Genomic DNA, 12,783 nt, shown 5'->3' with positions numbered 1-12,783 from the left:
CAAAAGAAATGGGTTATGAAGCTGGCCAATATGATGTAATCGTCGTCGGTGCCGGTCATGCTGGTGTTGAGGCTGCTCTTGCTTCTGCAAGACAGGGCGCCAAAACACTTGTATTGACCATCAATCTCGATATGGTTGCTTTTATGCCATGTAATCCGTCCGTAGGAGGTCCCGCTAAAGGGATTGTCGTCAGAGAAATTGATGCGCTAGGCGGGGAAATGGCACGAAATATAGATAAGACGCACATTCAAATGCGTATGCTGAATACTGGGAAAGGACCTGCTGTCCGTGCGTTAAGAGCGCAAGCAGATAAGTTTCAATATCAGCACGAAATGAAAAAAACAATGGAAAATGAACCAAACCTAACAATGCTGCAAGGGATGGTAGATCATTTAATTGTAGAAGATGATGAATGTAAAGGTGTTGTGACTCAAACAGGTGCAAATTATCGCGCGAAGTCTGTTGTTCTAACGACTGGTACTTTCTTAAAAGGCCGCATTATTTTAGGTGATCTTTCTTATTCAAGCGGTCCTAATAATCAGCAGCCTTCCATTAAATTATCGGATCATCTAGCAGAATTAGGATTCGATTTGGTTCGCTTTAAAACTGGGACACCACCTCGAGTAAACAGTCACTCGATTGATTATAGTAAGACGGAAATTCAACCAGGTGATGATGTACCACGTGCGTTTTCTTATGAAACTGTGGAATATATTACAGATCAATTACCATGCTGGTTAACATACACGAGTTTAGAGACTCATCAAATTATTGATGAGAATCTTCACCGTTCTCCTATGTATTCAGGTATGATTAAAGGAACAGGTCCTAGATACTGCCCGTCTATTGAGGATAAGGTGGTTCGTTTTAATGATAAACCGAGACATCAAATTTTCTTAGAGCCAGAAGGCCGTAATACGCAAGAAGTGTATGTTCAAGGTTTATCTACAAGTCTGCCAGAGGATGTACAGCAGCGAATGCTGTCAACCATTCCAGGGCTTGAAAATGTACAAATGATGCGAGCGGGTTATGCCATTGAGTATGATGCGATTGTGCCTACACAATTGTGGCCGACACTTGAGACGAAGAAAATTTCTGGATTATATACAGCTGGCCAAATTAATGGTACCTCTGGTTATGAGGAAGCTGCAGGTCAAGGAATTATGGCAGGTATCAATGCAGGAAGAAAAGCATTGGGTAAAGAAGAAGTCATTTTAAGCCGATCTGATGCATATATCGGTGTTCTCATTGATGATCTTGTCACGAAGGGTACAAATGAACCTTACCGTCTTTTAACTTCTCGTGCAGAGTACCGCTTACTTCTGCGTCATGACAATGCTGATTTAAGATTAACGGAACTTGGATATAACATTGGTTTAATTTCTGAAGAGAGATTCCAAGCATTCACACAGAAAAAAGAGGCTATTGAAGCAGAGAAAAAACGTTTATATTCTGTCATTATTAAACCTACAGCAGAGACACAGGAATATATCCGTTCTCTTGGTGGAAGTGAATTGAAGGACGGTATTCGCGCTAGTGATCTGATGAAGCGTCCAGAGATGAACTATGAATCTGTTGTGAAACTAGCTCCTGCTGACACACCGCTTCCTGCTGATGTGTGTGAACAGGTAGAGATTCAAATTAAATATGAAGGTTATATTGAAAAGTCGCTCCAACAAGTTGAAAAGCTGAAAAAGATGGAAAATAAAAAGATTCCGGATCGAATCGATTATGATGCCATCAAAGGGATTGCAACTGAAGCGAAGCAAAAGCTAAAAGAAGTCCGACCGCTTTCTGTTGCACAGGCTTCTCGTATTTCAGGCGTTAACCCTGCTGATATTTCTATCCTTTTAGTGTATTTGGAGCAGGGACGTATTGCGAAGATAGCAGAGTAGAAAGGATGTCGGCATGAACATTGAACAATTTACAGCAGCACTAGAGGAGAAAGGGATCACTCTTTCTCCAGTGCAGCTTGAACAATTTGAAACTTACTTCCATATGCTTGTAGAATGGAACGAGAAGATGAATTTAACGTCCATTACAGAAAAGGAAGAAGTATATTTAAAGCATTTTTATGACTCGATATCAGCAGCATTTTTTATTGATTTTCACAATGTGACAACAATTTGTGATATTGGAGCTGGTGCTGGTTTTCCAAGCATTCCTCTTAAAATTTGTTTCCCTCATCTACATGTGACCATTGTTGATTCTCTCCAGAAACGCATTACGTTTCTCAATGAGTTAGCAAAAGGGTTAAACTTACAAGATACTACTTTTTATCATGATCGTGCGGAGACCTTTGGACAACGTAAAGATCAACGTGAAAGCTATGACCTTGTCACCGCTAGAGCAGTTGCGCGCTTATCTGTCTTGAGCGAACTATGCCTGCCTCTTGTGAAAAAGGAAGGTTTGTTTGTTGCATTAAAAGCATCTGCTGCAGATGAAGAGATGCAAGCAGGAAAAAAAGCTGTTACTGTCCTCGGAGGAGAGGTTGTTGAAAAGCATTCCTTTGTTCTTCCTTTAGAAGAAAGCGAACGGAACATCATTGTCATTGAAAAGAAAAAACAAACACCAAAAAAATATCCTAGAAAACCAGGAACACCTAATAAATCACCAATAGAGGGTTGATCATGTAAAAGGTCGGTTTTTCTTCAATATTTATGATTTTACAGAAGGAAAAAACATGAGAAAATAGAATTATAAAAAGGTAGTTTTTAAAGGTGGTGTAGGTTCATGAAGCATTCACTCTCACGCTTCTTCGGGCTTGGTGACAAAGAACATCCTGAGCGTGATACCGAAATAGAGGCAGAGATTGCTGAGCATGAAACATTAAAGGAAGAGATACAGGAGCTCCCGGTCGACACAATTATGCCTAACCGTTTTCAGCCACGCACCATTTTTTCAGAAGAAAAGATACAAGAGCTGGCCACAACCATTCATACCCATGGCATTATTCAACCGATTGTTGTTAGACCAACAGAAGAAGAAGGAAAATATGAACTGATCGCCGGCGAAAGACGTTGGAGAGCGGTACAAACTCTTCAATGGGAGAAGATCCCCGCTATTATAAAAGATTTTACTGATACGGAAACGGCATCTGTGGCATTGATTGAAAATTTGCAAAGAGAAGAGCTGTCTGCAATTGAAGAGGCTCATGCTTATGCACGTCTTCTAGAGCTTCATGATTTAACGCAAGAAGCGCTTGCTCAGCGTTTAGGTAAGGGACAATCGACTGTTGCAAACAAACTAAGACTTTTAAAGTTGCCTGAAGAGGTACAGCAAGCCATTTTGGAGAAAAAAATCTCAGAGAGACATGCCCGTTCACTTGTACCTCTAAAGCTGCCAGAATTACAGATCACGCTGTTGCAGGAAATCATCGAAAAGCAGCTGAATGTGAAACAGACTGAAGAGCGTGTAGTGAAGATGCTTGAACAAAAAACAGATCGCAAACCGAAGCCGAAACGTAAGGCGTTTAGCCGAGATACGCGAATTGCGATGAATACCATTCGTCAGTCTCTCCACATGGTAGAAGACAGCGGACTTAAAATAAATACCGAGGAAGAAGAATTTGAGGAATATATCCAATTAACGATTCGAATTCCTAAATAGAAAGAAGCTGATGAGCATTACTCGTCAGCTTTTTTGTCTTTCTCTCCCTTCAATTCATGATATTTACTTATTATTAATTAATTGGTAAAATATGATTTTCATAGTAGAAGGGAGGTGACATATAACTGATGAAAATGAAAAAGACTATTTTTGCTATTATCTGTTATTTACTAATCTCTTTTTCTCTTTTTTCAAATGAAACGACTGTGTTTGCTGTGAGCACGTCAACGAATCATGATACTCATTCAGCGGAAGAAACGATTACGAAAGAAGAACTGAGTACTCTGAAGAAACAAGGTGTGGTTTCGACAGATGTAACGGTTCAACAATTAAATCAAGAGCAAGCGTCTCAGGACGATGCGATCGATGTAATCACAGCTGATGATGATTTGGAGAACTATGGTTTAAGGCAAAACAAACAGGATGAAATGGTAACGGATGAAAGGCCGAATACCATTCGCCATCTTTTTGGTAAACCGTATCCTGGAACCGATATTATGCCTCAAAAAGGGGATATATTGGTGACGAGCACTGGTGCTTTGAATGGTTTAATTGGTCATGCAGGCATCGTCATTAATGAGAAAAGCTATGCATCCATTCCTGGGTTCCGGCAGCATCCCAATATTGATTCCATTCAAAGCTGGTTTCGCTATAGTGCCAATACAAAGGTGATTCGGATTAATCATCAGGAAAAGGCAGATTTAGCTGGGGATTGGGCGCACGATTACGTGAAAGACCATCCGAAGGCTCGATATTCGATCACTATGTCTATTCAATCCTTGGACCCTACTTATTGTTCAAAGATTGTATGGCAGGCTTACGCGAAAACCGGGGACGCTGTTGGACATGCCACATTTACCATTAAAGCACCCTATGGGTTTTTGAAAAAGAAGAACTATAAAACAGTGACACCTAAAGTCATTGTAAGTGAAGGCCGAAAAATTGGCGGGCTAAACTTTTGATTGTATCTCCCTCACTTTTATAAAAGTGGGGGTTTTTTGTCTCGTTATTTTCTTTAAAAAGATATATCAATATATCTTTCGAGCGCATTTTTATGCATCTATTCATGTACGGAAACACAGATTCATCCACGAATTTATAATGGGGGAACAAAAAAAGCAAACGTTTCATACTTTTTTTGATAGAATAGGAAGTATGAATGAATGAGAAACTTGTTAAGTTGAAAGTGGGTGACATCGTGGGGAAAATCATAGCGATTACCAACCAGAAGGGCGGCGTTGGGAAGACGACAACTTCTGTTAATTTGGGTGCGTGTTTAGCATACATAGGAAAACGAGTGTTGTTAGTTGATATTGATCCGCAGGGAAATGCCACGAGTGGTATTGGGATTGAGAAGGCCGACGTAGAGAAGTGCGTGTACGATATTTTAGTAGACGATGCAGATGTACTTGATGTGATTAAGACGACAGAGGTCGAAAATCTTGATGTCATTCCTGCGACGATACAGCTTGCAGGGGCGGAAATTGAGCTTGTGCCTACGATCTCACGTGAAGTGAGGCTGAAAAGAGCACTTGAATCTGTGAAGCAAAATTATGATTATATGATTATTGACTGCCCGCCATCACTTGGATTACTGACGATTAATGCGTTAACTGCATCCGATTCTGTTTTAATACCGGTTCAGTGTGAATATTATGCGCTTGAAGGATTGAGTCAATTGTTGAATACGGTTCGTCTTGTGCAGAAACATCTAAATACCGACCTTGCCATTGAAGGTGTCTTACTGACAATGCTGGATGCAAGAACAAATCTTGGAATCCAAGTCATCGAAGAAGTAAAAAAATACTTTAGAGATAAAGTCTATCAGACCGTGATTCCGAGAAATGTGAGACTAAGTGAAGCGCCTAGTCATGGGAAACCTATTATCTTGTATGATCCACGTTCAAGAGGTGCAGATGTCTATTTAGACTTAGCAAAGGAAGTGGATGCGAATGGCTAAAGGTCTTGGAAAGGGTATTAATGCGCTATTTAACAATGTGGATTCCAATGAAGAAACTGTCGAAGAAATTAAGTTGAAGGATTTGCGCCCGAACCCTTATCAGCCAAGGAAAACGTTTGATGATGATGCATTGTCTGATCTCAAAGAATCGATTCAGCAGCATGGTGTTTTACAGCCGATTATTGTTCGTAAGTCCATTAAGGGATATGACATTGTCGCGGGAGAACGCCGTTTCCGTGCAGCACAACAAGCTGGTTTGACAACGATTCCTGCGATCGTCAGGGAATTTTCAGAAACACTGATGAGGGAGATCGCTCTTTTAGAAAACTTACAGCGCGAGGATTTATCTCCATTAGAGGAAGCGGAAGCCTATGCCTCCTTACTAGATCACTTAAGTGTGACTCAGGAGGAATTAGCCAAGCGATTAGGCAAAAGCAGACCGCATATTGCGAACCACCTTCGTTTATTAACATTACCGGATGAAGTACAGAAGCTGATTGCGGATGGAACATTATCCATGGGACATGGACGCACGCTGCTTAGTTTGAAAAACAAAAAGAAGCTGGCGCCATTGGTAAAGAAGGTCGTGGACGAAGGATTAAATGTCCGTCAGGTTGAGAAACTTGTTCAGCAATTAAATGAAAATGTTCCACGTGAAACAAAGAAAAAAGAAGCACCAAAGGATCGCGTGTTGAAAGAAAGAGAATCTTTCTTACAAAATTACTTTGGTACTTCAGTGACGATCAAGAAACAGAAGAAAAAAGGGAAAATTGAGATTGAATTTCTCTCAAATGAAGATTTAGAAAGAATCCTTGAATTGCTTTCTACGAGAGAATCATCGGAATGACCATCTTGATATGAGATGGTCTTTTTTATATTCTTCCCGTGATATTTTGAATAGGGGTGAAAAGAGAACGGCTTTTTTCTCTCGTCCAATCCATTTGATCAATGTGGGATAGACTTTCAGAAAGTGTATTGGCCATAGACATTACAAGATGAAGACGTGTGTTTTGGAGAACGAAGTATTCCATAAAACCGCTCACGTTGACGATTCCATTAATATGAATATTGCCTACTTCTGGCAGCTCTTTTTGCACACCTGCACCGGGCTTTAACGGTCCTTCTCCAATTTGAAACGATCCTACACTTTTCACTCTACCTAAACAGGCATCAACGGCTACGATAAATGGATGTTTATGAGCTTGTTCAATTTCAGCGAGCTTTTCCTTTAAATTGACCGCATGCACTGGGTCAGAGAGAGTGCCGTATACATGCAGCTTTTTTAAATCAAGACTTGAAAGCTTTGTTCCTACAAGTGGACCTAGAGAGTCACCGGTTGAGCGGTCTGTTCCTATGCAGACGATGGCAACGGGTCTTTTTCCTGCTTTCTGAAGATGCGAGAATAAAATACTTTTAAGCTGCTGAATGGCATTTGTATCCGTATGGGACACGTATTCTTTCACCCTATTTCTTAAAAAAAGACCGTTCTTGCTATTCATAGGTCTCACTTCCTTGTCATAGTAGTTAGTATCAGTATACGGAAACAAGCTTAATTCTATACCTATGAGGTGATGATTGTGTGGAAGGCTGGTTCAAGGTGGACGCTTTTAATTTTAGGAAGCTTGATAGGAGCGGGATATGCCTCCGGTCAAGAAATATGGCAGTTTTTTGGCCTTGATAGCGGACTAGCCATTCTACTGTTTACGCTCATGTTTATGCTGTCGACCTATGTGGTGTTAAAAATCAGTTATGAGGTGCGTGCCGATCATTTTGTGCCGGTGTTAGAGCGTCTTGTAGGTCCTTGGCTGGCCAAGGTGTATGATATTTTAATTGTTCTTTATCTATTCACGACAACAACAGTCATGATTGCCGGTGGCGGGGTGACACTTGAGATGTATCATGTGCCATTTTGGGTTGGAATCGGTGCATTTTGTTTATTTTCATTTATGATTTTTTTCTGGGATGTGAAAGGTCTCTTATCTGTGAATGCTTTCATTATACCAATTTTGGTGGTGGGGCTCATCTATGCGTTTGTTTTTTATTATATGAATCATGATCATATATGGAGAATTGATTTTGGCCAGCAATACAATTGGCCTGCCAGTATCGTCTTTGCTTCTTTGAATATATTATCTGTTGTGGCGGTGCTTTCTTCAGTGGGGAAAGAAATGAAGGGGCTTGGAGAGGCCAAGGTTGCGAGTATATTAAGCGGCTTGATTTTTGGTGTCATTTCTTATGTGTATAACGAAATACTAGTTGATATTTCTGGGAGTCTTTCAGCAGAGGGGATTCCTTTGTTTACAGTATTAGAGGGGGCACCAACATCATTGTTTGTGTTTATGACCATTGTTCTTTGTTTAGCGATTTATACAACAACCGCTGCGGGATTATTTGGTTTATCCAGCCGCATGCTCTCTTTTGTACGAATGCCCCGCTGGTTCATTGTATTCATCATGCTTCTTTTGATGGCACCTTTAACCTCTCTTGGATTTGCTGATTTGATTGCTTTCTTGTATCCGATTTACAGCTTGCTCAATCTTTATTTGCTTGTCTGTTTAATGCTGTATCCGATTTTAAGTAAAAAGATATTTTTCCGTTCTAAAAATTATACTGATAAAATAAAATAAACACCTCTCTTTCAAAGAGAAGTGCTTATTTTATCCGAATGGAATCAATCGCTTCCTTGATATCGTCATATACAGGCATGTGCTGGAGACGCTGCATGCGTTCCTCTATTTCTGAGATGGCTTGTCCCTTTAAATGCTGGGATACATGCTGTTTGACAATGGTTGTCTGGTTCATCATGTCTTCTGTTTTGGACAATTGGTACTCCAAGTGCATGCGTGTGTTTGCCAATTCATCGTGAAGCCGCATTTTCAGCAATCGCTTTAAATCTTTTCGTTGTCCTTCTCTGCGCATGGCCTGAATAGCGGCAATTTCTTCAGGTGATTGCGATTGTGTTTGTGGTGCAGATTGACTTTCGAATACAGACATGGAGCGGCGGGCACTCACATTTTGCAAGAAACGCTGGGCGTCACTAGGAGGTTTATTTTGATTGATCATATGGCGACTCCTTTCTTAACGAATACCCATTTGCATCGCAAGGCGTCTATCTGCCTTGGCATAGTCATCACCCATTGTGTACATATGTCTTGAAAGGGTGGAAAGTTCTTGTTCGTAGTCTCTCAAGGTGTACAAGGCATTCAGTTGTTTTTCATGAGAATAAAAGGATGATTGCGGCTGCTCCATCCTTACTTCCTCTAACAGTGCTTCTACATCGCTATGGGTTAATAAATCATAGTGACCGAAGCCGACAAGTCCTTTCAGTTCTTGTTTTACATGATGGACGGCATCTTTTACACTATCATCAATTCCATCTATTTTCTCAAATACAGTGTGTACTTCATGTTCAATAATACTTTGTAGATCATATGATGAATTTTTTAGTAAATGGGATTTTATGATAATTTCAAGCCCGCTTTGTGCATATGCACGGCCTGAATGGATGTCTTGTAAAAGCATCGCTGTAAAACTTGTATTGTGATCAAGCTGTTCATCTAAAATACGAGCGGTTCCATTCGAATGGAATGAATACCCATTTACTTTAAATTCTCCTGAAACGAGAGCTAAAAATGCATTTGTATCAAACGATTCGTTCCACTCTATATTCATTGATGCAAAAGCTGATCTTAAAAAGGTGTCAATTTCTCTTGGTTTATATTTTATGGATTCTTGGACCGATCCCTGCTCCCGGGGCGGTACGGTGTACTTGACTTGTCCAACTCCATGATCATGGCGATTGAGTAAACCTACATAATGATTGGGTTGAATATATTCCGTGAGAACATGGGTATATTTTCCTTCTACTGCTTTTTGCTGAATGGAAGGTGCCAGGCTGCTCCATATATTTGGGCTATCGAATGTGATGGCTTTTTTGACAGCTGGCTGTTCTGTCGCAATGTAAGCACAAACAGCACCGGCAAGCGCTTGTCCAGTGAGATAGATGGTTGCATTCGGGTGCTTCTGACAGACGTCCTCGATGTATTCCTTCCCTTTAAAAAAGACATGATCTTGTTTTCCGGCTAAGGATTTTCTTTCAATGGGGTAGGCATAATCCGTTTTTAACAATGATTGGGTAGCCGTTTGAACATCTTGTGTCGATGTAACCGTCATTTGTTTTGGCAGAGGACAGTGAAACGCGACAATGAACTCATCTGACTGTTCCTGCTGCATCGTTAAACCATATAATTGATGATCTATTTTTAGAAAATCGTTGACAGTGAGCGTATGCTGACCTACTTCTATCGTATGGTTCTGCTGGTAATTCTCTGCGTTTCCAGCGTGATCGGATATGATTTTATAATCTTTGTCGGTTAATCTATCCTTTCGATTGACCATCGTACCTGCTCCCTCACATAACATTTATGCAGATATCATAAATCAAAAAATATGGAAAAACCACAGCGTTCTACCAATAAAAACCTTTTGACCTACAGTGTTTGTGACAATATTGAAAAAAAGCGGAGTTTAAGTAACTATTGGTCACAAATAAAATGATCTAAAAGAAGGGTTTTTTCTATAAAAAAGAACGGGATTGATACATGACAGCGGCTCTTTATTTTGTGCATTGCTCTCTATCGTCGTTTTTTTGTACAATAGATTTAATGAAGTGAGCAAGAGAGGTGAATGCTGATGGCAGACAAAGCATTTGGGTTACATGACGTCGTTGAAATGAAAAAACCCCATCCATGTGGCGCCAATCGGTGGAAAGTCATTCGTTTGGGCATGGATATTCGTATTAAATGCGAAGGGTGTGGGCACAGCGTGATGATCCCAAGAAGAGATTTTGAACGAAAAATGAAGAAAATTCTCGTCAAGCATGAGGAGCCAACTGCTTAAGTAGGCCTCATGCTTTTTTGATGAAATTTGTCTTTTGTTCAGAGAAACAGATGCAATTTCTCATTTTAAAGCTCCGATTTAGTCTTTTTGGTAATGTTTCTTCTATTGAAAATGCATGATGGTTAGCTTGTCTTTTCATGTAAACCTACTTATAATTGCTCTAGGTTCATATTACGCAGTATAACGAGCACGTTTCATATAGAGGAGATGAAAGAATGGCTTTAACAGCTGGTATTGTTGGCTTACCTAACGTCGGGAAGTCAACGCTATTTAATGCAATTACACAGGCTGGAGCGGAGTCTGCTAACTATCCGTTCTGTACCATTGATCCAAACGTCGGAATTGTAGAAGTTCCAGACGAGCGTTTGCAAAAACTGACAGAATTAGTGCAGCCAAAAAAGACAGTTCCGACTGCTTTCGAATTCACTGATATTGCTGGTATTGTGAAAGGTGCATCTAAAGGAGAAGGTTTAGGAAATAAATTCCTTTCTCACATTCGTCAAGTAGATGCGATCTGTCACGTGGTGAGAGCTTTTGCTGATGATAACATTACACATGTGTCAGGTAAGGTTGACCCAGTGTCAGATATTGAAACGATTAATTTAGAATTGATTTTGGCTGATCTAGAAACGGTTGAAAAGCGTTTAACTCGTGTGAGTAAGCTTGCGAAACAAAAAGATAAGGAAGCGGTAGCTGAATTTGATATTTTGGAAAAGCTGAAGGACGCATTTGAAGCTGGAAAATCTGCAAGATCGGTTGAATTTACAGATGAGCAGCAGAAGCTTGTGAAGCAGCTTCATTTACTCACGTCAAAACCTATTCTGTATGTAGCAAATGTGAGTGAGGACGAAGTAGCAGATCAGGACGGAAACGAATATGTACAGCAAATTCGTGAGTTTGCATCTGGCGAAAACGCTGAAGTCATCGTCGTTTGTGCGAAGATTGAGTCTGAAATTGCAGAGCTTGAAGGAGAAGAAAAGCAAATGTTCCTTGAAGAGCTTGGCATTAAAGAATCAGGTCTAGATCAGCTGATTAAAGCGTCTTATTCACTTCTAGGTTTAGCTACGTATTTCACAGCAGGTGAGCAAGAAGTGCGCGCTTGGACATTTAAAAAAGGAATGAAGGCGCCGGAATGTGCTGGAATCATTCATACGGACTTCGAGCGTGGATTTATTCGTGCTGAAACGGTTGCTTATGAAGATTTACTAGCTGGTGGAAGTATGTCTGCTGCAAAAGAAGCAGGAAAAGTTCGTTTAGAAGGTAAAGAATATATAGTGAAAGATGGAGACGTCATTCATTTCCGTTTTAACGTATAGGTTCTTGTCATAGGCAAAGTAATTTGTTATAATATACAATTGTGAGTAATATAATTTATTGCTCCTTGCCCGTATAGGGCCGCTTAGACCAAAAGGAGGTGCAATCAGATGAGAAAGTACGAAGTTATGTACATCATCCGCCCAACAGTTGACGATGAGGCTAAAAAAGCAGTTATCGACCGTTTTAATAACGTGTTAACTTCTAACGGTGCGGAGATCACTGGAACAAAGGATTGGGGTAAACGTCGTCTTGCATACGAAATCAACGATTTCCGTGAAGGCTTCTACCAAATCGTAAACGTTCAATCTGACGCTGCAGCAGTTCAAGAATTTGACCGCTTAGCTAAGATCAGTGACGATATCATTCGCCACATTGTTGTTAAAGAAGAAGAATAAATCATTGAAATATATATTTAAAGGTGGTCTTTCAATATGCTAAACCGTGTTGTATTGGTCGGAAGACTAACAAAAGACCCTGAGCTTCGCTACACGCCTAATGGTGCGGCTGTAGCCACGTTTACTCTAGCTGTGAATCGTACGTTTACGAATCAATCTGGAGAGCGTGAAGCCGATTTCATTAACTGTGTTACTTGGAGAAGACAAGCCGAGAACGTGGCTAATTTCTTGAAAAAAGGAAGTCTTGCCGGTGTAGACGGTCGCTTGCAGACAAGAAACTATGAAAACCAGCAAGGACAGCGTGTCTTCGTGACAGAAGTTCAAGCTGAAAGTGTTCAATTTCTTGAGCCTAAAAGCGGCGGTGCTGGTTCAGGTGGATACAGCGGCGGTGGTAATAGCGGAGGCCAGTATTATGGCGGCAGCCAAAATGATCAGAATCCATTTGGAAATGAACCAAGTCAAAATCCATATGGCAATCAAAACAACCAAAATCGTAATCAGGGAAATAGCTTCAATGATGACCCATTTGCGAATGATGGTAAACCGATTGACATCTCCGATGATGATTTGCCATTCTAATTGATCTGAAAAAAATGACCAAAG

14 protein-coding genes are annotated in these 12,783 nt (G+C 40.4%); 11 read left to right on the top strand and 3 right to left on the bottom strand.

Translation table 11 applies throughout. From position 1 onward, the window contains the following. The first annotated feature begins 8 nt into the window (after window positions 1-8). From mnmG to LCD32_RS18575, 6 genes are all read left to right on the top strand, one after another. Window positions 9-1,895, top strand: coding sequence for a tRNA uridine-5-carboxymethylaminomethyl(34) synthesis enzyme MnmG (mnmG, locus tag LCD32_RS18600; RefSeq protein WP_039169033.1), 1,887 nt, complete (start codon window positions 9-11; stop codon window positions 1,893-1,895). 13 nt (window positions 1,896-1,908) lie between these two features. Further along, window positions 1,909-2,628, top strand: a complete 720-nt coding sequence (gene rsmG, locus LCD32_RS18595) for a 16S rRNA (guanine(527)-N(7))-methyltransferase RsmG (RefSeq protein ID WP_007497477.1) — start codon at window positions 1,909-1,911, stop codon at window positions 2,626-2,628. Window positions 2,629-2,733: 105 nt separating this feature from the next. Further along, the gene (noc, locus tag LCD32_RS18590) at window positions 2,734-3,609 is read left to right on the top strand and encodes a nucleoid occlusion protein (protein ID WP_024718432.1); all 876 of its coding nucleotides are present in this window, start codon (window positions 2,734-2,736) and stop codon (window positions 3,607-3,609) included. 128 nt (window positions 3,610-3,737) lie between these two features. Next, window positions 3,738-4,571 (top strand): YiiX/YebB-like N1pC/P60 family cysteine hydrolase, encoded by an 834-nt coding sequence (locus LCD32_RS18585; protein WP_041508097.1) that lies wholly within the window; start codon window positions 3,738-3,740, stop codon window positions 4,569-4,571. Window positions 4,572-4,807: 236 nt separating this feature from the next. After that, window positions 4,808-5,569 carry a sporulation initiation inhibitor protein Soj gene (gene soj / locus LCD32_RS18580; protein ID WP_008360890.1) on the top strand — a complete coding sequence of 254 codons (762 nt, stop codon included), beginning with the start codon at window positions 4,808-4,810 and terminating at the stop codon, window positions 5,567-5,569. After that, complete coding sequence (locus tag LCD32_RS18575; protein WP_035704116.1) at window positions 5,562-6,416, top strand: ParB/RepB/Spo0J family partition protein; 855 nt, start codon at window positions 5,562-5,564, stop codon at window positions 6,414-6,416. Before soj ends, LCD32_RS18575 begins: the two co-directional genes overlap by 8 nt. Before the next feature lie 25 nt (window positions 6,417-6,441). Here the strand turns inward: LCD32_RS18575 and yyaC are convergent, their stop codons facing one another. Continuing rightward, complete coding sequence (yyaC, locus tag LCD32_RS18570) at window positions 6,442-7,068, bottom strand: spore protease YyaC (RefSeq protein WP_025208343.1); 627 nt, start codon at window positions 7,066-7,068, stop codon at window positions 6,442-6,444. 72 nt (window positions 7,069-7,140) lie between these two features. On the opposite strand from yyaC, the gene LCD32_RS18565 reads away from it, so the two are divergent. Then, the gene (locus LCD32_RS18565; protein WP_080589171.1) at window positions 7,141-8,196 is read left to right on the top strand and encodes a hypothetical protein; all 1,056 of its coding nucleotides are present in this window, start codon (window positions 7,141-7,143) and stop codon (window positions 8,194-8,196) included. A 25-nt stretch (window positions 8,197-8,221) separates the two neighbouring features. On the opposite strand, the gene LCD32_RS18560 is transcribed toward LCD32_RS18565, so the two are convergent. Then, window positions 8,222-8,632 (bottom strand): hypothetical protein, encoded by a 411-nt coding sequence (locus LCD32_RS18560; RefSeq protein ID WP_007497462.1) that lies wholly within the window; start codon window positions 8,630-8,632, stop codon window positions 8,222-8,224. 15 nt (window positions 8,633-8,647) lie between these two features. After that, on the bottom strand, window positions 8,648-9,967 hold the full coding sequence (locus LCD32_RS18555; protein WP_046526895.1) for a phage hydrolase: 1,320 nt from the start codon (window positions 9,965-9,967) through the stop codon (window positions 8,648-8,650). Window positions 9,968-10,261: 294 nt separating this feature from the next. Here LCD32_RS18555 and LCD32_RS18550 point away from each other — a divergent pair, with 294 nt between their 5' ends. The 4 genes from LCD32_RS18550 to ssbA all read left to right on the top strand — a co-directional run bounded on the left by LCD32_RS18550 (window position 10,262) and on the right by ssbA (window position 12,759). Continuing rightward, the gene (locus tag LCD32_RS18550; RefSeq protein ID WP_008347561.1) at window positions 10,262-10,468 is read left to right on the top strand and encodes a DUF951 domain-containing protein; all 207 of its coding nucleotides are present in this window, start codon (window positions 10,262-10,264) and stop codon (window positions 10,466-10,468) included. A gap of 215 nt (window positions 10,469-10,683) precedes the next feature. Then, entirely contained in the window at window positions 10,684-11,784 is a 1,101-nt protein-coding gene (ychF, locus tag LCD32_RS18545) for a redox-regulated ATPase YchF (protein WP_007497458.1), read from the top strand. A gap of 108 nt (window positions 11,785-11,892) precedes the next feature. Further along, on the top strand, window positions 11,893-12,180 hold the full coding sequence (rpsF, locus tag LCD32_RS18540) for a 30S ribosomal protein S6 (RefSeq protein WP_008347557.1): 288 nt from the start codon (window positions 11,893-11,895) through the stop codon (window positions 12,178-12,180). A 36-nt stretch (window positions 12,181-12,216) separates the two neighbouring features. Continuing rightward, a complete protein-coding gene (gene ssbA / locus LCD32_RS18535; RefSeq protein WP_007497456.1) occupies window positions 12,217-12,759 on the top strand; it encodes a single-stranded DNA-binding protein SsbA in 543 nt (180 codons plus the stop codon). The last annotated feature ends 24 nt before the right edge of the window (window positions 12,760-12,783 follow it).

It is taken from the genome of Bacillus sp. RSS_NA_20 (assembly GCF_020165915.1).
In the GTDB taxonomy this organism is placed as follows: Bacteria; Bacillota; Bacilli; order Bacillales; family Bacillaceae; genus Bacillus; species Bacillus altitudinis.
This window is presented reverse-complemented; position numbering and strand designations above follow the sequence as displayed.